At 69.0% G+C, this 21,833-nt stretch carries 11 protein-coding genes and 1 pseudogene; 1 reads left to right on the forward strand and 11 read right to left on the reverse strand.

Translation table 11 applies throughout. The features are described 5' to 3' along the window. Window positions 1–11: 11 nt before the first annotated feature. The 9 genes and pseudogenes from C4F17_RS33765 to C4F17_RS27750 form a co-directional block, all read right to left on the reverse strand. On the reverse strand, window positions 12–7,103 hold the full coding sequence (locus tag C4F17_RS33765) for a type I polyketide synthase (RefSeq protein ID WP_106937752.1): 7,092 nt from the start codon (window positions 7,101–7,103) through the stop codon (window positions 12–14). Next, window positions 7,103–12,394 (reverse strand): non-ribosomal peptide synthetase, encoded by a 5,292-nt coding sequence (locus C4F17_RS27720; protein ID WP_106937753.1) that lies wholly within the window; start codon window positions 12,392–12,394, stop codon window positions 7,103–7,105. The genes C4F17_RS33765 and C4F17_RS27720 overlap by 1 nt, the downstream gene beginning before the upstream one ends. 63 nt (window positions 12,395–12,457) lie before the next feature. After that, entirely contained in the window at window positions 12,458–13,198 is a 741-nt protein-coding gene (locus C4F17_RS27725; RefSeq protein ID WP_106937754.1) for a thioesterase II family protein, read from the reverse strand. Between the two features lie 4 nt (window positions 13,199–13,202). Then, a complete protein-coding gene (locus C4F17_RS27730; protein ID WP_081266156.1) occupies window positions 13,203–13,451 on the reverse strand; it encodes an MbtH family protein in 249 nt (82 codons plus the stop codon). A gap of 202 nt (window positions 13,452–13,653) precedes the next feature. Then, a complete protein-coding gene (locus C4F17_RS27735; RefSeq protein ID WP_106937755.1) occupies window positions 13,654–13,902 on the reverse strand; it encodes a FecR/PupR family sigma factor regulator in 249 nt (82 codons plus the stop codon). Window positions 13,903–13,935: 33 nt separating this feature from the next. Then, the gene (locus tag C4F17_RS33545; protein WP_234383101.1) at window positions 13,936–14,187 is read right to left on the reverse strand and encodes a sigma factor-like helix-turn-helix DNA-binding protein; all 252 of its coding nucleotides are present in this window, start codon (window positions 14,185–14,187) and stop codon (window positions 13,936–13,938) included. Window positions 14,188–14,290: 103 nt separating this feature from the next. After that, window positions 14,291–14,467, reverse strand: a pseudogene (locus C4F17_RS33550) (sigma-70 family RNA polymerase sigma factor); the annotation flags it as partial. Between the two features lie 159 nt (window positions 14,468–14,626). Next, window positions 14,627–17,044 (reverse strand): penicillin acylase family protein, encoded by a 2,418-nt coding sequence (locus C4F17_RS27745; protein WP_234383102.1) that lies wholly within the window; start codon window positions 17,042–17,044, stop codon window positions 14,627–14,629. A gap of 99 nt (window positions 17,045–17,143) precedes the next feature. Then, window positions 17,144–17,590 carry an SRPBCC family protein gene (locus C4F17_RS27750; RefSeq protein WP_106937757.1) on the reverse strand — a complete coding sequence of 149 codons (447 nt, stop codon included), beginning with the start codon at window positions 17,588–17,590 and terminating at the stop codon, window positions 17,144–17,146. A 159-nt stretch (window positions 17,591–17,749) separates the two neighbouring features. Between C4F17_RS27750 and C4F17_RS27755 the strand changes: the two genes are divergently transcribed. After that, the gene (locus C4F17_RS27755; RefSeq protein ID WP_106937758.1) at window positions 17,750–18,415 is read left to right on the forward strand and encodes a hypothetical protein; all 666 of its coding nucleotides are present in this window, start codon (window positions 17,750–17,752) and stop codon (window positions 18,413–18,415) included. Between the two features lie 6 nt (window positions 18,416–18,421). Here C4F17_RS27755 and C4F17_RS27760 read toward each other — a convergent pair whose 3' ends face one another. Both C4F17_RS27760 and C4F17_RS33770 read right to left on the reverse strand, forming a co-directional pair. Further along, window positions 18,422–19,678 carry an MFS transporter gene (locus C4F17_RS27760; protein WP_106937759.1) on the reverse strand — a complete coding sequence of 419 codons (1,257 nt, stop codon included), beginning with the start codon at window positions 19,676–19,678 and terminating at the stop codon, window positions 18,422–18,424. A 348-nt stretch (window positions 19,679–20,026) separates the two neighbouring features. Then, window positions 20,027–21,823, reverse strand: a complete 1,797-nt coding sequence (locus tag C4F17_RS33770; RefSeq protein WP_159053754.1) for a methyl-accepting chemotaxis protein — start codon at window positions 21,821–21,823, stop codon at window positions 20,027–20,029. Window positions 21,824–21,833: the final 10 nt, after the last annotated feature.

Raw genomic sequence — 21,833 nt, forward strand, 5'->3', positions numbered from 1 at the left:
GTTCATTGCGTTCAGGCCCCCTGCTCGTCGGCCAGGCGCGCATTGGCGGCCACCTGCGGCGCGCCTTCGAGCGCGGCACGGTCGAACATCGCGCCCATCGCCACCACGATCTTGCGCGGCCCCTCGTACGGATCGCGCGCATGGGCCGCAAGCATGTTGTCGAGCATGACGATGTCGCCCTGCTGCCAGTCGAAGCGCACGGCGCATTCCTCGTACACCCGCCCGACGATGGCCATGGTTTCGTCGGCGATGGGCGAGCCGTCGCCGTACATCACGTGGCGCGGCAGGCGGTCGATGCCGCCGATGGCGAGCAGGTCCTCGCGCACCTGCGCCTCCAGGCAGGCCACGTGGTGCAGCTGGATCTGGTTGAAGAAAACCTTCTCGCCCGTCAGCGGATGGCGGATCACCGCCGGGCAGCGCGTGCGCGTCTGCAGCGTGTCGTTGTCGAGCCAGCGCCAGGCGATGCCGGCGGCGGCCAGGCGGGCCTCCACCTCTTCGCGGCGCTCTGTCTTGTAGAAGTCGCGCCAGCTCACGTCCAGGCCCGGCGTGAAGGTACGCACGTACAGCAGTTCCCTGCGTTCGAACTCGGCCACCATCTCGGCGGGCAGGCGGCGCAGCATCTCGCGGCAATCGACGATGGGCGTGGCGCCGCCCACGGGCGAAGGCAGCTCGCAGAAGAACCACTGCTTGCGCGGCCAGCGGTCGAGGTGCGAGCTTTCGTTGTGGAACAGGATCATCTGCCGCTCCGGGTACGGCGTGGAGCGGTAGGTCTTCTTGCCGCCTTCCTTCTTCGGCAGGTCGCCGTAGCTGCCGTACAGCTCCGGCTCGATGGCCTCGGCAAAGGCCTCGAAGTCCTGCGGTGTCTTCAGGCCGAAGTTGCGAAACAGGATGCCGCCGTGCCTTGCAACCAGCATCTCGATGTAGTCGGCCTGGCTCCTGGCCCAGGCCACGGTGTCGAGGTCGTCGGTGGTGGCCTGCAGCACGATGGGGAATTCGGCGCCGGGCTGGAGGAAAGAGGTCTGCACGACGGGGCGCGCCACGGCGCGCGGCGCTTCGCGGCCCGGTCCTGCCTTGACCAGTTTGTCCAACTTGCCGAGCTTGTCCAGCTTGCCGGCGGCGCCGGTGGATTTCGCGGTGTTCATGTTGATTCGCTCCTGCGTTTGCGAGGGGGCCAGTGCCTCGATAGCCTGGCCCGGAGTTGCGACGATCCGCTCCAGCAGCGCATGCCACGAAGCGGTGAACTCTTCGACGGTCTTCCGCCGGTACAGGTCCGTGGCGTACACCCACTCGACGGTGAGCGCGCCGGCCTGTTCCCTGGCGAACACCGCCAGGTCGAACTTGGATTCGTTCATCTGCTGGGGCAGCACCTCGACCTCGGCGCCTTCGATGGCGAACCGGATCTCTGGCGTGTTCTGCAGGACGAAGAGCACCTGCACCAGCGGGTTGCGGTCACGCGCGCGCCGTGCGCCCGACAGCTCGACGATCTGGTCGAAGGGCACGTCCTGGTGGTCCATGGCGGCAAGCGTCTGCTGCCTGGCTTGCGCAAGCCATTGCCGGAAGTCCATCCGCCGGTCGTCCAGGCGCGAGCGCAGCGGCACCACGTTGACGAAGAAGCCGAGCAGCTGTTCGAGGTCCGGGTGGCCGCGGCCAGCCACGTCGGTACCGATCACGATGTCGTCCGCGCCCGAGGCCTGGTGGAAGAACAGGAAGAAGGAGGACAGCAGCAGCGTGAACAGCGAGGTGTCGCATTCGCGCGCCAGCGCGGCCAGCGCCTGCGACAAGGCCGGCGGCAGCTCGAGCACCACCGAATCGCCCGCATGCGAGGCGGTGCCCGGACGCTGGTGGTCGGGCTGCAGGGTCGAGACCTCCGGCGCGTTGCGCAGGCAGGTACGCCAGAACTCGGCCTTGGGCGCGAATGCCTCGCAGGCGAGCGTGCGGGCGTACCACGCGGCGTAGTCCACGTACTGCACCGGCAGCGGCGCAAGCGCCAGCGGCTGCCCGCGCAGCGCCCGTTCGTAGAACTCGCCGAGCTCGCGCGCGAACACCGCGATCGACCAGCCGTCGAACACGATGTGGTGCACCACGAGCACCAGCACATGCTCGCGCTCGCCCATGCGCACGATGGTGGCCTTGATGAGCGGGCCTTCAGCCAGCGAAAAAGGCGTGCGCACGAGCTCGTCGAACAGGGTCGCGTAGCGGCGCTCGCGCGCGGCCTTGTCGGCTTCGTCGATATCGACGAGCGGAATGTCCAGGCGCGCGCCGGCACCGATCACCGACACCGGTTCGCCCTCGTCGTCCTCGGCGAACACGGTACGCAGCACCTCGTGCCGCGCGACGATGGCGTCGATGGCCGCGCGCAGCACATCGACGTTCAGTTCGCCGTGCAGAGCCAGTCCGGCCGACATGTTGTAGGCCGCGCGGCCCGTCACATTGCGGTCGTCGGTGAGCCGGTCGACGAGCCAGAGACGGCGCTGCATGGGCGACAGCGGCAGCGCACCCGTGCGCGGAATGGGCGCGATCTCCATCGCGGCGGCCTGCGTCGGCCGGGGCGCCTTGCCATTCGCCGGCATGTGCGCGATCAGTCCGGCGATGGTCGGCGCCTTGAAGAACTCGCTGGGATGCAGCTCGACCGCGTAGGCCTTGCGCACGCGCGACAGCAGCTGGATGGCCACCAGCGAATCGCCGCCCAGCTCGAACAGGTTGTCGTCCATGCCGATGGGCGCGATGCCCAGGCGTTCGGTCCACAGCGCGGCCAGGGCATTGGCGAGTTCGCCTTCGGGCGCGGCGAAGGGTGTCTGCAGCGCGGGGCGCGGATGGCTGCCGCCGCTCGCCGCGGGCTGCGCGTCCTCGGCCGCGAGCATGTCGAGCATGCCGTTGTCCAGCGGGCCGAGGCGCTGGGCGAGGTCGGTGGTCGAGATCACGGTCTGCGGCCGCAGCGGGCCGTTGACGATGCGCTCGAAGGTGCGCGCGCCTTCCGGCCCGTCCATGCCGATGCCGTCGGGCACCTCCATGTGCTCGGCCATGCCCAAGCCGCGCCAGGCGTCCCAGTTGACCGAGAAGACCGGGAACTTGCCGACGCGCGCATGGGCGATGGCCACGGCGTCGAGGTACGCATTGGCCGCGGCGTAGTCGCTCATGCCCAGCCCGCCGGCCACGCTGGAGATGGAAGAGCAGAACTGCACGAAGTCGAGCGGCCGGCCGCGCACCGCGTCCAGCAGCACGCGGGTGCCGCGCACCTTGGTCGCGAAGACGGTGTCGACCTGGGCGCGCGTGCGCTGCGCCAGCATGCCGCCGCCCGCGTCGCCTGCCGCGTGGACGATACCGTGCAGCCCGCCGAAGCGCGCGTCCGCCCGCTCGAGCGCGGCACGCAACTGGGCAGCGTCGGACACATCGGCCTCGACGCTCAGCACTTCTGCGCCCAACGATTCGAGTTCGAGCAACTGGCGCAGCCTGTTCTTCAGCGGGGAGGGCTGCGCCTCGTCCTCGGCCAGCGAGGCCCACGCCGCGCGCTCCGGCATCGCGGTGCGGCCGAGCAGCACCAGCCTGGCCTGCCAGTGCTGTGCCAGATGCTTCGCAATGGCGAGGCCGACGCCGCCGAGGCCGCCGGTGATCAGGTACACGCCCTGCTTGCGCAGGCGCTGCGCGGCGGCGGGAAGCGGCGCGGGCTCGTATGCCTTCGCCCAGCGGTGCGCACCGCGATAGGCCAGCAGCGGCTCGCCGGGATCGGCCCGCAGCGCGGCGGATTCCGCGGCGATCTGCTCGACCAGCAGGGTTTCGGCATCGCTCTCGGGCGCGGGCAGCATGACGTCGATCACGCGGCAATGGATGCGCGGGCATTCCTGCCCGATCACCTTGGCCATGCCCGGCAGCGTAGCCTTCTCGGGACACAGCGGCTCGGTGCCAGTGACATCTTCGATCTGGTTGGCGACGACGGTGATCGGCAGCTTGCCGGCCAAGGCCGCCGAGGTGCGCGTGTCGAGCGCCTGCACGAGCGCCAGCAGGCTGAAGAAGCTGCGCTCCAGCAGCTCGGGCTGCGGCTGCGAGGCCGGCACTTCGTCGAGGCACCACAGATGGTGGATGGCCGTGACGGCGCCGAAGTCGGCTTCGACCTCGCGCAGCAGCTGCGCATGGTCGTCGCGCTCGCCGGGGCGCAGGGCCCAGTCATCGCGGCCGGTACGCGCGAAGGCCGGGCCGCGCTGGGCGACGACCACCGCATGGCCCAGTGAACGCAGATGCCGGACGAGATGGCCGGTGAGGCTGCGGCCATCGCCGAACACGAGCACGCAGCCTGCATCGGCCGTGTTCCCGGGCGCGGCGGACAGCAGCGGCTCGATCCGCTTCCACGAAGGGACGTAGAACGCATCCGAAGGTGCCTTGCGCGCGGACTTCGCCGACATGGCATCGGGCGCGTCGACCCAGTAGCGGCGGCGCTGGAACGGATAGGCCGGCAGCGGCACGCGGCGCCGCGCCTGTCCCGCATGGCAGGCAGCCCAGTCGATGTCCACGCCCGCAAGCCACAGGCTGGCGAGCGCATGGGCGATCTGCTGCGCGTTGCGCGTGCGTTGCTGCGGATGTGCCTGGCTGGCGTGCACGGCGGCGGCCGAGGCGGCCATCGGGTGCTGGCGCGCCAGGCCGGCGAGCGTTTCGCCGGGGCCGACTTCGAGCACCACCCGCCCCGGCACCTCGAAGAGCGTGCGCAGTCCGGCGGTGAACTGCACCGTGCCGCGCAGGTGTCGCGCCCAGTAGGCCGGGCTGACCGCCTGCTCGGCCGTGATGAGCCGGCCGGTGACGTTGGAGATGAACGGAATCTTCGGCGCCTGCCGCGGCACCGAGGCGATGAGCTGCTCCAGCTGCGCGAGCAGCGGCTGCGTCATCGAGGAATGCGAGGCGATCGACACGTGCAGCCGGCGCGGCAGGTGGCCCTGTGCGCGCAGCTTCTCTTCGGTGGCCTCGATGGCGTCGAGCGGACCGGAGATCACGCACAGCTGCTCGCCGTTGTCCGCTCCCAGGTCGCAGCCGTGGGTCAGGAAAGGCGCGAGTTCTGCCTGCGACAGCGGCACAGCCGTCATTGCGCCGGGAGGCATGGATTGCAGCAGGCGACCGCGCAGGGCGGCGAGGCGCAGCGCGTCTTCCAGCCGGAACACGCCCGCCAGGCAGGCCGCCACGTATTCGCCCAGGCTGTGGCCGAGCATCACGGTGGGGCGCACGCCGCGCCGCATCCACCAATGCGCCATTGCATATTCGACGACGAATAAAGCAGGCTGCGCGAAGGCGATGTCGAACAGGCGCGCGTCGGCCCCGGCCTCCACTTCCGTCGCGGTAAACAGCAGTTCGCGCAGGTCGAGACCGAGCTCGGGGCGCAGCAGTTCGCAGCAGCGGTCGATGTCCTCGCGGAACGGCGCATCGTCGCGATAGAGCGCGAGGCCCATGTTGGCGTGCTGCGTGCCGCCGCCGGGGAACAGGAAGGCCACTTCAGGCGGCTGCTCGGGTACCGGGGCGGAAGCCGTGATGACACCTTCTCCCGAAGCGAGCATGCGCGCGGCGGCCTGCGACTCGTCGGCGACCACGGCGCAGCGATGGGCGAAGGGCCTGCGGCCAGTCTGCAGCGTGTATGCGGCGTCGGCCAACGCGGCATGGGGCTGTTCCGCGAGGTGCGAGCCGAGCCGCTGCGCGGCCTGCCGCACGGCGGTGGCGCTCATGGCCGACAGCGGCAGCACCTGCCAGCCGCCCTGCCCTTGCGGCGACGCCGCGATGGCCGGCGCTTCGGGCGCCTCTTCGAGCACGACGTGCACATTGGTGCCGCCGATGCCGAAGGCGCTGACGCCCGCGCGGCGCGGCGCATCGCCCTTGGGCCACGGCCGTGCCTCGGTGTTCACGTAGAACGGGCTGTTCTCAAAGTCGATCTGCGGATTGGGTTGCTCGAAATGCAGGCTGGGCGGCAGCGTCCTGTGCCGCAGCGCCATCGTCGCCTTGATGAGCCCGGCCACGCCGGCGGCCGCGTCGAGGTGGCCGATGTTGGTCTTGACCGAGCCGATGGCGCACCGGCCTCCAGCCGCCGCCCCGCCGCTCGCAAAGGCCTGCGTCAGCGCGGCCATCTCGATCGGGTCGCCGAGCGTGGTGCCGGTGCCGTGCGCTTCCACATAGCCGATGGTGTGCGCGGGCACGTCGGCCATCATCTGCGCCGCGCGGATCACGCCGGCCTGCCCCTGCACGCTGGGCGCGGTGAAGCCGATCTTGTCCGCACCGTCGTTGTTGGCGGCGCTGCCCTTGATGACGGCGTGGATGGTGTCGTCGTCGCGCAGCGCCTCCTGCAGCCGCTTGAGCACGACGATGCCCGCGCCGCTGCCGATGACGGTGCCCGCCGCCTTGGCGTCGAAGGCGCGGCAGTGGCCGTCGGGCGAGAGGATGGCGCCGCTCTGGTAGCGGTAGCCGCCCTCTTGCAGCAAATTGAGCCACACGCCGCCGGCCAGCGCCATGTCGCAGTCGTGGCTCAGCAGGGCCTGGCAGGCCATGTGCACCGCCACCAGCGAGGTCGAGCATTCGGTCTGCACGCTGACGGCAGGGCCGCGCAGGTCGAGCTTGTAGGCCACGCGCGTGCACAGCGAGCCGGCGGAGTTGCCGCTCATCAGGCCCAGCATGTCGGCGATGCCCGTGCCGGCGTCGACGCCGAAGGCGGGCAGCAGGTGCCGCATCAGGTAGAGGTTGGGTCCATCGCCCGCGTAGACGCCGACCGACGCGGGGTTCTTCCTGGCCTGCCAGCCCGCGTGCTCCAGCGCCTCCCAGGCGCATTCGAGGAAGATGCGCTGCTGCGGATCGAGGTGCTCGGCCTCGCGCGGGGAATAGCCGAAGAAGCCGGCGTCGAACTGGTCGAAGCCTTCGAACAGCACGCCGGCCTTCACATAGTCGGGGTCGGCCAGCGTGCGCTCGGGCACGCCGCGCGCGCGCAGTTGCTCGTCGCTGAAAACGGTGACCGATTCGACGCCGTCGCGGATGTTGCGCCAGAAGGTGTCGACATCGGGCGCGCCCGGAAATCGCCCAGCCATGCCGACGATGGCGATCTCGATGCCCGTGAGTCCGGACGGCGCTGTGTCTTGGTCTTGCATCAGAAGCTTCTTTCGGTGGGACGGCGGCGCTGCAGCAGGGCAGCGCGCTGGCGCTGGGCGCGCGCCTGCTCGCTGTCGCCGTCGTCGTTGCGGGCGGCCTGTGCCGCGCCACGTCCCTGCTCGATGCGGCGCGCCAGCGCGCCGACGGTGGGAAACTTGAAGAGATCGACCACGGTCAGGCCCGGACTGAGCCGGTCTTCCATCAGCCGGTGCATGCGGATCACCAGCAGCGAGTTGCCGCCGAGATCGAAGAAGTTGTCGTGCATGCCCACCTTCTCGACCTTGAGCAGTTCGGTCCAGATCGAGGCCAGCGCCTGGGCGACGTCGCCCTGCGGTGCCTCGTAGTCCTGGCGGTCGGGCAAGGCGGGTGCCGGCAGCGCGCGGCGGTCTACCTTGCCGCCCGCGGTGAGCGGGAAGCTGTCGAGCGCCACGAAGGCCGAGGGCACCATGTAGTCGGGCAGGACGCGGCCCAGTTGCTCCCGCAACGCCGCTGTGTCGATCTGCGCGGCGGGTGCGGGCGATACATAGGCCACCAGCGAGGCGCCGGCTGCGCCGTCGTGCACGAGCACCAATGCCTCGCGAACCGCCGCGTGCTCGCGCAGGCGCGCTTCGATTTCGGCAAGTTCGATGCGAAAGCCCCGGACTTTCACCTGGTGGTCGAGACGGCCCAGGTATTCGAGCTGGCCGTCGCCGCGCCAGCGCACGAGGTCGCCGGTGCGGTAGAGCCTGCCACCCGCCGCATCGAAGGGATCGGCGACGAAGCGTTCGGCCGTGAGGGCCGCGCGGCCGAGGTAGCCGCGCGCCAGCCCTTCGCCGCCGAGGTACAGCTCGCCGGGAACGCCCTGGGGAAGCGGCTGCAGGTTCGCGTCGAGCACATGCGCGGTGCGACGGCCCACGGGACGGCCGATGGGCACGTAGCCCTGCGGCGCCTGCTCCGCGTCATCCGCCGTGCCGTGCCAGGCGGTGGGCGTGATGACGGCTTCGGTCGGGCCGTAGGCGTTGACGATCTGCCCCGGGCGCAGCACGCGCCGGATCAGCGCGATGTCTTCGCCGGTCCAGGCCTCGCCGCCGAAGAGCGCAAGGCGCACGGCATGCGCGAACGGTACCTGGCCCTGCATCAGTTGGCGTGCATAGGCCGGCGGGAGGTCGACCACGCTCACGCGGTGTCGCTGCAGCAGGGCGTCGAGTTCACCGGCAAGAGAGCACCACTGCGGCTGCACCACGAGCGCCGCACCCGCAACCAGCGGCAGCAGGCATTGCTCGATGGATGCGTCGACATGCGGCAGCGCAAACTGCAGCGACCGGTCTTCCGCGCGCATGCCGCAGGCCCGCGCCATTGCCTGGACATGCATCGAAATCGCGCCGTGTGCCACGGCCACGCCCTTGGGCCGCCCCGTGGTGCCGGAGGTGTAGATGACGTAGGCGAGGTGGGCGTCGTGCAGCGCGATGTCTGGATCGGTGGCCGGCTCGGCGCCTTGGGCCAGCGCCTCACTGAGCACCACCCTGGCGATGCCGCCCGCATCGAGCGCATCGGCGTTGGCGCTGTCGGTGAGCAGCACGCGCGCGCCGCTGTCTTCCAGCAACTGCGCAAGCCTTTGCGGAGGATGCGAAGGGTCCAGCGGCAGGTAGGTGCCTCCGGCCTTCAGCACGCCGAGGAGGCCAGCCACGCGATCGGCCGGTGCTTGGATGGCCACCGCGACAGTGCGGTCGGGCACCACCCCCTGGCGGACCAGCCGGTGCGCGAGTCGGTTGGCACGCGCGTTCAGAACCGCGTAGCTGAGTTGGGTGTCGCCGTCGATCAGGGCAATGGCCCCGGGCGTGGCTCGCGCCTGCGCCTCGAACAGGCGGTGCACGGGCTGCGCGTGCGGCGCCTGCGGCTCGCCGGCCGACCATTCGCGCAGCCGATGCCGCTCGGTGGCATCGAGCCACTGCACGTCGCCCAGCGCCTGCGCGGGATCGGCCGCCAGCGCTTCCAGCAGCGCGCGGTAGTGCGTGGCCATGCGCGCGATGGTGGTTGGCTCGAACAGTTCGGCCGCATAGGTGAGCACCGCACCGGTGCTTCCGTCGGCATGTTCGCGGATGTCGAGCATGAGTTCGAACTGCGCGGCGCTGTCGGCGATGCGGTGCTCGCGCGCCTCCAGGCCGGGCAGCAAGCGCGGCATGCCCGTGTCTTCGCGCAGGTGGTTGAACATCACCTGGAACAGAGGGCTATGGCTCAGGCTGCGCTGCGGCTGCAGGGCCTCGACGATCTGTTCGAACGGCAGGTCCTGGTGCGCCTGCGCGCCGAGCGCGGCTTCCCGTGTCTGCGCCAGCAGTTGCACAAGGCTCATGCGGCCCTGCAACGTGCTGCGAAGCACCTGAGTATTGACGAAGAAGCCGATCAGCCCGGCGGTTTCCGGCCGCTGGCGGTTGGCGACCGGCACGCCGACACGCACGTCCTGCTTGCCGGTGTAGCGGTGCAGCAGCGCCTGGAAGCCGGCAAGCAGCGCCATGAAGAATGTCGCGCCGTGCGCCTGCGCGGTGGCGCGCAGGCGCCGGGTGAGTTCGGCGTCGAACTCGAAGGCATGGCCGGCCGCGCGGTAGGCCGCGACCGCATGCCGGGGATGGTCCGTGGGCAGAGCCAGCACGGGATGGTCGGCGCCCAGCTGTCCGCGCCAATACGCGAGCTGGCGCTCGGCCTCGCCGGCGGCGAGCCAGTCGCGCTGCCAGAGGGCGTAGTCGGCATACTGGACCGGCAGCGGCTTGAACTGCGGTGCCGCGCCTTTCGCACGGGCGGCATAGGCGGCGCCGAGTTCCTCGACCAGCACCTGCATCGAAGCGCCATCGGACACGATGTGATGCATGACGACGACCAGCAGGTGCCGGGCTTCGTCGATGCGGATCAGCGCCGCGCGCAGCAGCGGGCCTTCACCGAGGTCGAAGGGCTCGGCGTGGCACTGGCTGGCATGCTCGGCGGCAGCGGCCTCCCGCGCTTCGGCGGGCCATGCGCCGAGGTCGATACGCCGCAGCGCGAGCCGCAGCGCCGGCGCAATGACCTGAGCAACCGTGCCGTCCGCCGCCGCGCGAAACACGGTGCGCAGGCTCTCGTGGCGATCGACCAGGTCGCCGAGCGCCGCGTCCAGCGCATCGGCGTCCAGGACGCCGGCCAGATCCAGCGCCACGCTCACGTGGTAGGCGGTGCTTTTCGGGTCGAGCTGCCACAGGAACCACTGGCGCTCCTGCGCGTGCGACAGCGCGAGCGGCTTCGCACGATGCTCGGCCGGCATCACGGGGATCACGCTGCGCGGCTTGCGCAGGCCGGTGGCGAGCAGGCGGCGCACTTCCGCAGCCAGCGCGCCGAGGCGCGGCCGCTCGAACAGCGCGCGCACCGGAAACTCGATCTCCCATCGATCGGCGATGCGGGCCGCCACCTGCGTCGCGGCGAGCGAGTTGCCTCCGTGGATGAAGAAGTGCGTGTCGCGCGGCGGCGCGGTCTGTGCGTCGCGGCGCAGCACTTCGCTCCAGATCGCGACGACGGCCTTCTCTACGTCATCGAGCGGCCGCTCGATGGCGGGTGCGGGCGCCGCGGCGGAATCGCCGAGAACGAACGCACCGTGCGCATACATCGCATAGGCGTCGGCGGTGCGGTCGATCCAGCCCTGGCGGCATGCACCGCGCTGCAGCTTGCCGCTCGTGGTCTTGGGCATGCCGCCAGGGTTCAGCAGCATGACGACGGACAGCGGCTCGCCGAACTGCTCGCCCACCGCGGCGCTGAGCGTCTCGACCAGCGCTTCGGGCTTCACCAGCTTCTGCGTGCTGCGCGATACCTCGGCGGCCAGCCCGATGCCTTCCCCCTCGGGGCCGTCGACGGCGAAGGCCGCCACACGGCCCTTGCGCACGATGTCGACCTCGAGTTCGATCATGCGCTCGATGTCCTGCGGGTACAGGTTGTGGCCGCGCACGATGATCATGTCCTTGATGCGCCCCGCCACGTAGAGCTGGCCGTCGTGCAGGAAGCCGAGGTCGCCGGTGCGCAGCCAGATCGCGCCGTCGTGCGCGACGAAGGTCTCCCGCGACACCTGCGGCTTGTTCCAGTAGCCGCTGCCGATGCTGGGGCCGCTGGCCCAGATTTCGCCGACATGGCCCGCATCGCGCACCGCCAGCGTGACGGGATCGACGATGCGCACGGCATGGCCCGTCACGGCGCGGCCGCAGCCGACGAGGGTGGCACTTTCTTCGGTGCCGGTTTCGACGATGCCGCGGGCCAAGCCGCTGCTGGAGAAGTCGCGCGCCACCATGCCGGCGCCGCGCTCGCCGCCCGTCACGAACAGCGTGGACTCGGCCAGGCCATAGCAGGGGTACACCGCGCCGGCGGCAAATCCTGCGGGTGCGAACTGCTTCCTGAACTCGCGCAGCGTGTCGGCGCGCACGGGCTCGGCACCGGAAAACGCCAGGCCCCAGCTCGACAGGTCGAGCTTCTGCAACTGCGCTTCGGACACGCGGTCGAGGCACAGGCGATAGGCGAAGTCGGGGCCGCCGCTGATGGTCGCGCGGTGGCGCGAGATGGCTTCGAGCCAGCGCACGGGCCGCTCCAGGAAATAGCGTGGCGACATCAGCGCGACGGGAATGCCGCGATGCAGCGGCTGCAGCAGGCCGCCGATCAGCCCCATGTCGTGGTTCAGCGGCAGCCAGGTCGCGAAGATGTCGTCGGGTCCGACCGAGAGCCCTTCTTCGATCGCACGCATGTTCGCCATGAGGTTGGCATGCGTGACCATGACGCCCTTGGGCGCCGAGGTGGAGCCGGAGGTGTATTGCAGGAAGGCGATGTCAGTGGCAGAGGGGGTATGCGGCGTCCAGCGTTCGGCGTCTTCGGCACCGATCCCGTCCACGGGGATCAGCGGCACGTCGACGAAGGCCCCGCCCACGCCGGCGATCGCCGCTTGGATGGTGGCGTGGGTCAGCACGCAGCAGGCGCCGGCGTCGGCCGCGATGCCTTCGAGCTTGCCGAGATGCCGTTTGCGCGTGGATTCCGGCGGAAACACGGGCACGGCGATGAGGCCGGCATAGAGGCAGGCGAAGAAGCTCACGACGTAGTCGTCGCCGTTGTCCAGCATGATCAGCGCGCGTTCGCCGCGGCCGAAAGTCTGTTGCAGATACGCCGCGAGGCCGCGCACGCGCGTGTCGAGCCGGCGATAGGAGATGGGCGTGTCCAGGGCGGCGCCGTCGCGGTCGGTCACGGCGATGAGCGCGGTGTCGTCGGGCCGCCGTGCAGCCAGGTCGCGCAGGTGGCTCACGAAGTCCATGGGATGCATCGGATTCACATCGGTTCCTTGATTTGCCGGGCCGGCAGGACGGCGGGACCCGGCGACGGCGGCTCAGGCCAAGGCACGGGGCGCATGGACGCCTCCCGTCGCGGACTGGGCCAGGCGCTGCGCCAGTACGGCGAGCACCGGTGTCTCGTGCTGCCGGATGAAGAAATGGCCGCCCTCGAACCAGTTCAGCGTGAAGCCGGGATGGGCGGTCTCGCCGGACCAGGCCTCCATGCGCCAGGGCTCGATGTCGTCCTGCCGGCCCGCGAAGGCGTGCAGGGGAACGGGTAGCGGCGCGTTGCCCGGGTGTTCGAAGCTCTGGCACACGCGATAGTCGGCGGCGAGCGTGTCGAGCGTCATGCGCAGCAGTTCGGGGCTGGTGAAGAGCTCCTGCGGCGTTCCGCCCTGCTTGCGCAGATCGCCGATGAGGGCATCGTCATCGTCCATGTCGACGAAACGGTCCGGATCGCGCTGCGAAGGCGCGGCGCTGCCCGACACGAGCAGCGTCCGCGGCAGCGCCCGGCCGTTGGCGCGAAGGCGCTGTGCAATGCCCCAGGCCAGCAAGGCGCCCATGCTGTGGCCGAAGAGCGCGAAATTGCCGCGCAGCGCGGCGTCCTGCTCGGCGCACAGCCGCGCGACCAAAGAATCGAAATCTTCGACGAAATCCTCGCCCAGGCGCTGGCCACGACCGGGCAGCTCGACCGGCACGACCTCGATCCAGCGCGGCAGCAGGCGGCGCCAGCGCAGGTACATGGTGGCGCTGGCGCCCGCACAGGGCAGGCACAGCAGGGAAAGGGGCGCCTGCATTCGCTCAGGCGGCGGCCGACGCGCTCTTGCTGCTGTCCTGCTGCGCCATCCAGTCGCGCAGAGACTTCGGACGCATGTCGGTCCAGGTTTTCTCGACGTACTCGAGCACGGTCTTCTTGTCGCCCTGGACGCCGTCGACAGCCTTCCATCCGCCGGGCACGGCCTTCCATTGCGGCCAGATCGAATATTGCTCTTCGTGGTTGACCAGGACGATGAAGGTTTCGTCTTCGCGGTCGAAGCAGCTGGTAGACATGTGCGGTCCTCTTGGGGTTGTTGAGACGACAGGCAAGAGGCTTCGCACACCCCTTCCCTTTGCGATACATGACGGGGCGGGAGGCCGGGTGTTTAGGGGGTGTGAACCCATTTCCCGCAGCGGCATGCGCGGGCACGGCTGCGCCGCGGCATGGCCGCTGGAAATCGGGCGCGAATGGGAATGCGGAGGTCAGCGGCCGCGGCTAGCGGCCCGCGATGCCGTCGGGTGAATGGTCCGGCGGAGGGACGTCGTTGGCGGGCGGCACCAGGCCCACGAGCAGCCAGAGGCGGGCCGCCTCCTCATGGGTCTTGCGGTGAAGGGGATCTGCGGCGAGCCACTGCATGAACTCGTCGCGCGTCGCGCCGTCGAGGCTGCCGCGCTGCTCGTGCTGGCGACGCACCCAGGTCCATGCGGCCTGCCAGACCGGGTCGTGATCCTTGTCCTTTGTCATCGGCGCATCGTATCGCCGATGGGCGATGCGGGGTCAGCCGCCCTGCACCAGGTACCGGCAGCTTTCGAGGGCCGCGTCGGCGTCCTTGATCATGAAGTTCACGAGCGTGGCGGAGCAGCCGAGCCGCACGCCGATCTCCCGTTGAGTCATGCCGCTCAGGCGGTTGAGCTCGAAGGCCAGGCGGGTGCGCGCGGGCAGCGCGTCGAGCACGCGGTCGATCGCGGCCAGTGCCTGGCGCCCGTCCAGCAGGCGCTCGGGCGCGTCGTTGCTCGGGGGGGCTGACAAGCTCCACGTCCTCGCAGTAGGTGCGGTAGCTGGCTTCGACGGAATGATGGCGGTGGTAGTCGAAGGCCACGTTGCGCACCACCTGGCAGCAGTAGCCGAGCGGCTTGCGCACCTCGCGCAGGGAGGCGCCGTCGGCCAGCTTGAGATAGGCGTCCTGCAGCACTTCGTCGGCCAGGTCCGCCGTGCGGACGATCTTTTGCGCGACGCGCTGGAGCTGGGCGCGGTTGGCGACGAAGACTTCCGCCAACGTGAGTTCGGCTGGCTGCAGCGACATGTCCATGGGTACTCCTGAAGTATTCACTGTAGACAATACAAATGAGAACTATTACTATCTTGTGACGGAAGAAGGCCCGGATTTCCGAGCTGCTCCCTGTCTCTTAACCTAAAGACGTTTGAACCGCCCAAAGCGAGACAGGCGGACGATCGCGCCGGCGCCGACTCAGGGACGCACGGTCACGCGCCGCAGTTGTGGATCGCGCGCGATGTCTTCCTCGCGGAACGGAAAGCGCAGCCAGTCCTTGCGCGCATAGCGCGCCACCGGTCCCAGTCCGCTGCCGCCGGTCACTGCGGTTTCGCGTTCACCGTGTGCAAGCAGCGTGCGCGCCTGCACACCGCGTCGGTCGAAGTACACGACCTGGAGGTAGGTGTTGCCATGCGAGCGATCGTCCATGGCGTAGTCGCCGTCGTTGGCGCAAGCGACCGTGAAGTAGCCTTCCGCGTCGCAGCCGCCGAAGAGGGGTAGCTTCCTGCCCTCGCTGCGGGCGAAGCGCTGCTGGCCCAGCGGCGTATCCAGCGCCCAGCCCTTGCGCGCCATGTCGTGCACCGCGCCGGCCAGCGCGGAGGCCACGCGCGGGTCCGCCGCTTGAATCGCCGACGGTGTCTGCAACGGCGCCGATGCCGAGAACGGCTGCGCATAGAGCTCATTGGCCGGGATTTCCTGGACCCGGGTCCAGAAGGCATCCCAGAGCAGCGCGCCCCGGTCGTTCGCATCGGCGCGATTGGACCAGCGCCGCAGCACGTCGCATGCCCGCTGGATATCCGCCTGGTCTTTCGCACAGGCGCCGCCGAGCAGCGCTGCCTTGAACCGGTCCGCGGTCGATGCGCGTGCCTCCAATGCCTTGCGCATGACGCGGTCCGCCAATGCCTTGGCCGAGGTCGCGCCGGCACTGGCGAGTTCACTCGCGATGCGATGCCCTTCCCACCCCCGCATCGTCAGCGGCTGGCCTTCCCCTCCGAGGATCGATGCGAACCCCGACAACGGCCACGCCGGGTTCGTGAGCCAGTAGCTGTCGTTCATGTTGGCGACGTAGTCCTCGCGCAGCAGGCTGGGCATGCGATCGGCGGCCATGGCGCCGGGCTGCACCCCGTTCTTCGCGGACTGCCATTCGCAGGCCGACCGGCTGCCATCGAGCACCGGCATGGCGGGGTCGAGCGCGGCAAGCGCCTTCGACATCGGCGTCGCGCATGCCGCGCGAAGGTCCTCGGGCACGCCGGGTACCGCCCCGATGTCGGCATACCAGGCCCGACCGTCGCCGCGCCCGATGGCCGCCGTGTTGACCCATGGCATGGCCGTCTCTTCCCGCTGGATGGCCATGAACTCGTCGAGCGAGCGCGCCTGGTTCCAGCGGAAGAAGTTGCGGAAGATGCGCAGGTTGTCGGCATTGATGTCGCGCATCGCGAGCGCCTTGCGCGCGCCCCATGCCAGCGCCGGGTTGCGCGCCCCCAGGTCGACCACCGGGCCGAAGCGCGTGCGATAGAGGGTGCGTCGCACCAGGTCCACCGACCCGTCGGACCGGCGCACCGCCACGGCAAGCGTCTGGGCCTGCATGGGTTCGGAGCGGCCGTCGACCATGTAGCGCGTGGGGTCGGCCGTATCCAGCGTCAGGTCGAACAGTCCGAAGCGTCGCGCGGCGGAGACCGTGTGGCTCCAGGCCACATCGTTGTTGAAGCCGATCATGATGACCGGAATGCCGAGGAAGGACACGCCCGCCACGTCGAGCTTGCCCGGCAACGTGAGGTGCGCCTGATGGAAGCGGTCGGGCCCGCCCCAGTACCAGTGCGGATTGCCGAACAGAACGCCGCCGCGTTCACCGGTCGCCGCCTGGCCAAATGCGAGCACGTTGCTGCCGATGCCGCGCGCGTCACCCACCGGGATGTCCAGCCGCGAAGACAGCGAGAGCTTGTCCGCCGGCACGGGCGGCGCGGCGGCCGCGGGCTTCGCATTCACGATCTCCGAAACGAAGCGCGTGTACCCACCGGCCAGTCCCGCGGCGATCATGCGGCGGTAGACATCCTCGGGCCCGATGGCTCGCACCCAAGGCGCGCCGGCACATGCATGCGACGGCGCGCCGCGTCCGGGCTTGCGTGACTGCAGCGTGCGCAGATGGCGGTTGTAGCCCTCCGCGTAGCCGGCAATGAGTTCGTTGAGGTCGGCCGGCTGTTCACGCTTGAGCGCCTCGACCGCCTCCGGACCTGCGAATGCCCGGAAGAAGAAATCCAGGTCGAGATTGTCGGCCTCGCCGAACGTCGAGCGCGTCCGGGGCTTTCCCTCGGCGCCAAAGTACAGCGAACGCTGCCCGCTGTAAGTGACGAAAGCCTCGGCGAGCGTGCACAACGCGTCTTCGGCCTGCGCCTGCCCGTAGCCGAGGCCCAGCCCGCGCCAGTTGTTGGCGCGCACATGCGGAATGCCGTCGGTGGTGCGCCGGATCTCTATGGAGTCGGTTGGTGCCCCGCCGCGAGCCGACGCCGGGGCGGCACCGAAGACGGCAAAGGAGATTCCCAGGGCGGCCACGCACAGGCCCCGCGCGGGCACGCGAAAAAAAGAGAGTAGGTCCACGTCGTCGTTCGCTGGTGGCATGAATGGATGCCGCGACGCCAGCACAACGCCGCTTCCTGCACAGACGGTTCGGCGCGCGCGTTGTTTACGCCGAGCGGTGAAACACGAGCGGCCGCGTCCTCAGCCCGGGATGTCCGGCTCCACCAGTTGCGCCAGGGCGACGAGCGATTCTTGCCAGCCCAGGTAGCACATCTCCACGGGAATCATGTCGGGGATGCCTTCCTGCACGACCGATAGTTCCGTGCCGCAGGACACCGCGGTCATCGTCACCGTCGTCTTCATGGTGCCTGGAAGATTGGCATCGTCGAAGGTCGCGTCGTAGGCAATGCGCTTGTGCGGGACGAGTTCCAGGTACTTCCCGCCGAACGAATGGCTGTGCCCGGTGCCGAAGTTGGTGAAGGACATGCGCCAGGCGCCTCCGACCACGGGCTCCATGGCGTGGATCTTGCCGGTGAATCCGAACGGCGGCAGCCAGCGTTCGAACGCGCCAGGCTCCACGAAGGCCCGGTAAAGGCGCTCCGGCGAGGTGCGCAGCACGCGATGAAGACGGACGGTATTGGTGGCCATGGTTGTTGCTCCTGAAGAATGAGGAAGACCCTCAATGGATACGTCGGCCGAGCCTCCTCAAGATCGACATGCCGAAGGACTGGGGTCCGCGGTTTCGGGACGGCCCCGCAACTTCATAATCCACGCCTCTCCAACAAAGCCGAACGAATCGAAACACCCGTGAGTGCTGCAGATTTTCTCCTGTCCCCCGCCGTGCAAAAGATCATGCAGGTCCTGTATGCGGCCCCCGACCAACCGTTCTCCGTGGACGAGCTGGCCCGGCAAACCAGGCAGGAGCCGGGCGAGGCCGGCCAGACGATCGAGCACCTCGTCAATAGCGGCATCCTCGCCAGGCAGAAGGCGGCGGCAGAGCAACCCGACACCGTCAAGCTGGACCGTTCGTTCGTCTTCTATGGCGAACTGCGCAGCATCGCCCTGAAGTCGTTCGCCGCGGCCGAGCCGGTCCGCGCCATGCTGCGCTCGAAGTTCAAGGATTCGGTCGTGCGTGCCTTCGTGCTGGGAGAGGATGCCGACAACGTCATCGAACTGCTGATCGTGCATGGCGCCGTGACGCCTGACGAGACCGCCATGACGGCGGCCTGCAAGAAGCTGTCCAAAGCCCTTCATCGGCATTTGCAGGTGCACGTGATCTCCGTCGCCAGATTCAATGGCCTTGCCGATCACGACACGCTCGCGGCCAAACTGGCGAGCGCTTCGGCGTTCGAGATCATCGCGCCCGGCGACACCAAGGCGCAGTTGCCGGCCGAGCGGCTCGGGCTGCTGCAAAGTGCGAAAAAGAAGCTGGCCGCGTTGTCGCTGGCCCAGCACCGGCGCGAGTCGCGATAAGGCGCACTACCGCTTCGCGCCCTGCCTCGTCGTGCCCGGCCTCACGCCGTCGGCGCTCCTGTGCCGCGGAATCCAGTACGCCAGCGTCCCGGCCGCGGTAAAGGCGATCAGCCCGGTCACGGCGATGCCCGCAGCCAACGACAGCCCGCCGGCCAGGAGGGACAGCAGCGCCGGACCGCACGAGGAGCCGATGTCGGACATCAGGCGCCAGATGCCGAGGAAGTGCGCGCGCCCGTGGCGCGGGGACTGGTCCGCGCCGAGGGTCATGATCATCCCGGACCCGATGCCGTTTCCGAAACCGATGGCCAACGAGGCGAGCAACAGCGTCAGGGCGCCGGACGTCAAGGGCATCAGCAGCATGGCCAGGCCCATGATCAGCATCGACGGCACGGCGACCCAGCGCCTGCCTTTCCTGTCCATCACCTTGCCGGCCGGATAGAAAACCAGCATGTCGATGGCGCCCGCAAGACCGTAGATCAGCGAAGCCACCGAAGGGGCCAGCAGCAGGTGGTCGGCCCACAGGGGAATCACGGCCTGGCGCGAAGCCCGCACCGCGCTGACGAGGACCACGCCGATGCCGAGCGTGAGGAACACATGGCGGTGATCCCGCAGCGTCGAGACGACGGAGGTCGAAGCGGGTGCCGCCTGCCCGGGCGGGACCGGTGGCACCGCGAGGTCGGGGATGCGGGCGCCTATCGCGGCGGCCCCCATCACCGCCACGATGCCGACCACATAGGCGGCCTGCAGGCCGAATGCATGCACCGCCGCCGCCGCCAGGAAAGGCCCGGCAAACATGCCGATGCGCATGACGCCGCCCAGCGTCGACAGTGCCCGGGCCCGGTATTCGACAGGCACGGCTTCGGTCATGTAGCTCTGGCGCGCCAGGTTGTAGACCGCCTGCGACATCCCCACCATGAAGCATCCCGTGGCGAACAGGCCCAGATGGGTCGTCAGCACGCACAGGAGCATGCCGAGACCGCTCCACACACCCGCCGCGACGATGGCCCAGCGTTCGCCCCAGCGCATCGTGATCATCGAGGCGGGAATGTTGTTGAGCAGCGAGCCGATGCCGATCATCGCAATCACCAGCGCCGCCATGGGCACGGAAGCCCCCAGGCCACGCGCCGTCAGCGGCACGATCGGCAGGATGGCGCCCTCGCCCAATCCGAACAACAGCGAGGGCGCAAAGGCCGGCACGGCGATGCGCCACAGGGAGAACGAGGTTGCGGGCGAAGGGGTCGAATCGGCGGGCGGGGATGACATGCGCAGAGGGGTTCGGGTAGTGGCCGTCGCCCGCCTGGCGGACAAGACAGCGTGATTGTCTCGCCGCCGACGAATTCCTGCAGCGCCCTGGCTCCCGGTCGATCACGCGCAAGCGCCCTGCGTTTCAGGGCGAGTGGCGTGCAACAGGACACTTGGTATCGTTTCACGCAACCCGCGCACAAACTTCACCCTGACTTCACCTGCCCCGAGCACACTGCCCTTCGACAGTGGTTCGGCGCTGGTAGAGGCCAGGGAGAAAAAAGCCGCTCAGGGAAACCGCCTCGATGCCGGCCACTGTCACTCTCTCGGCTGCTGATCTTGCCGCACCACGATCGCCGCAGCGACCGCTCAGAAGGTGACCCACTCCCTGTCGTTCTCGCGCTGGCCGCCCTTCGTATTGCCAAGCACCGGCACGGCTGATGCACCGTTGGAAATGCGCTGCGCCCGAGCAGGGGCCGTGGCGCTTTTTTCTTTGGCGCGCCGTTCGCCGCCGTGCGCCGTGCGGGAGGACAGCTCCGTCTCGGCGCGCTCCGCTCGCCAGCCCGTCCCCAACTGGAAGAACTCGACGAGCGAAGACAGCCGCACCGCCTGGCTTTTGAGGCTTTCCGCGGCGGCAGCCGATTCTTCGACCAGCGCAGAGTTCTCCTGGGTCATCTGGTCCAGCTGCGTCACCACCGAGTTGATCTGGTCGATCCCGGCCGCCTGCTCGACCGCTCCCGCACTGATTTCGCTGACGGTGTGGGAGACGCGTTGAATGCTCTCGACGATCTTGCCCATCGTCGCGCCCGCATCGTTGACCAGTTGGGTGCCCGACCCCACCTTGTCGACCGATGCTTCGATCAGCGTCTTGATTTCCTTGGCCGCGACCGCGCTGCGTTGCGCTAGGTTGCGGACCTCGCTCGCCACCACGGCGAAGCCCCGTCCCTGTTCGCCCGCCCTGGCGGCTTCCACGGCCGCGTTCAGTGCCAGGATGTTGGTCTGGAAAGCGATGCCGTCGATCGTGCCGATGATGGCGGCGATCTTCTGCGAACTCCCGTGGATGTCACGCATCGTCTCCACCACTTCCGAGATGACTTCCCCGCCGTGCACCGCGACCTGCGATGCGGCCTGTGCCAGCTGGTTCGCATGCTGCGCGGCTTCGGACGCCGTCTTGACGGTGGTCGTGAGTTCTTCCATCGATGCCGCGGTCTGCTGAAGGCTGCCGGCCGTCTGCTCCGTGCGGCTGGAAAGGTCGACGTTGCCCGAGGCGATCTGGGCGCTTGCCGTGGCCACGGAATCGCTGCTCTCGCGCATGCCGGTCAGGGTCTTGATCAGGTTGTCGCGCATCGCCGCGAGCGCCCTGAGCAAGTCGCCCACTTCGTCCTTGCTGCTGGCGCTCAGGCTGCGGGTGAGATCACCGCGCGCGACGGCCTCCGCCAGGCCGACGGCTTCCTTCAGCGGAATCACGATGCCCCGTGCCACGCTCCACGACAACAGCACGGCCAGCAGGATGGCAACGCCGGTGCCCGAAGCGATGAGGAAGAATCCGGTGGTGAACGTCTGGTTGCTTTCTTCGGCCTCGGCCTTGGCGCGATCCTCGTTGTGCTTGACCAGCTGAGTCAGCGGCTCCTTCAAGGCCAGGAAGGTCTCCCGCGCCTCGCCATTGAGCAGCTCGACGGCTTCGGCCCGCCGCTCTTCCTGGACCAGCCGTTCCACCTTGGCGTGCGACGCGGTCCATGCCGGATACCGGGCCTTCACCCGGTCGTAGATGGCCTGCTCGGTCGCATCGCCGATCGACGCCGGATAGGCCTTGTCGATGTCTTCGTAGGCCTTGGAGGTCTCGGCGATGGACTGTCGGACGGCCGCGGCTTCGGCCGCCGGCATCGTCGCCAGGCGGAATTCGAGCAGGCGCACCCGGTTCGCGATCTCGCTCATCTGGCCCGCATCGCGAACGCTCGCCATGCGCGCCGTCACCATGAAGTTGGTCTGATCGTTGAGGCGATCGAGGCGGTGGATCGAAATCACGGCCATCACGATCATCAGCAACACGATGCTGAGAAAGGCAAGTGCCAGCTTGGCGGAGATTCTGAGATTTCTGAAAAGCGTCATGGCGGTTGGGTCCAGGTTGCGGGGCGGGGCCGGTACCGTGCGTGGCGCCGCGCCCATGTCTATTGCT

Origin of the sequence: Variovorax sp. PMC12, from assembly GCF_003019815.1 — a bacterium.
Classification (GTDB): Bacteria; Pseudomonadota; Gammaproteobacteria; order Burkholderiales; family Burkholderiaceae_C; genus Variovorax.

Coding starts and splice junctions, on each gene's coding strand:
- C4F17_RS33765 (WP_106937752.1), bottom strand. CDS start 7,103: ATGCAAGACCAAGACACAGCGCCGTCCGGACTCACGGGCATCGAGATC.
- C4F17_RS27720 (WP_106937753.1), bottom strand. CDS start 12,394: ATGCATCCCATGGACTTCGTGAGCCACCTGCGCGACCTGGCTGCACGG.
- C4F17_RS27725 (WP_106937754.1), bottom strand. CDS start 13,198: ATGCAGGCGCCCCTTTCCCTGCTGTGCCTGCCCTGTGCGGGCGCCAGC.
- C4F17_RS27730 (WP_081266156.1), bottom strand. CDS start 13,451: ATGTCTACCAGCTGCTTCGACCGCGAAGACGAAACCTTCATCGTCCTG.
- C4F17_RS27735 (WP_106937755.1), bottom strand. CDS start 13,902: ATGACAAAGGACAAGGATCACGACCCGGTCTGGCAGGCCGCATGGACC.
- C4F17_RS27745 (WP_234383102.1), bottom strand. CDS start 17,044: ATGCCACCAGCGAACGACGACGTGGACCTACTCTCTTTTTTTCGCGTG.
- C4F17_RS27750 (WP_106937757.1), bottom strand. CDS start 17,590: ATGGCCACCAATACCGTCCGTCTTCATCGCGTGCTGCGCACCTCGCCG.
- C4F17_RS27760 (WP_106937759.1), bottom strand. CDS start 19,678: ATGTCATCCCCGCCCGCCGATTCGACCCCTTCGCCCGCAACCTCGTTC.
- C4F17_RS33770 (WP_159053754.1), bottom strand. CDS start 21,823: ATGGGCGCGGCGCCACGCACGGTACCGGCCCCGCCCCGCAACCTGGAC.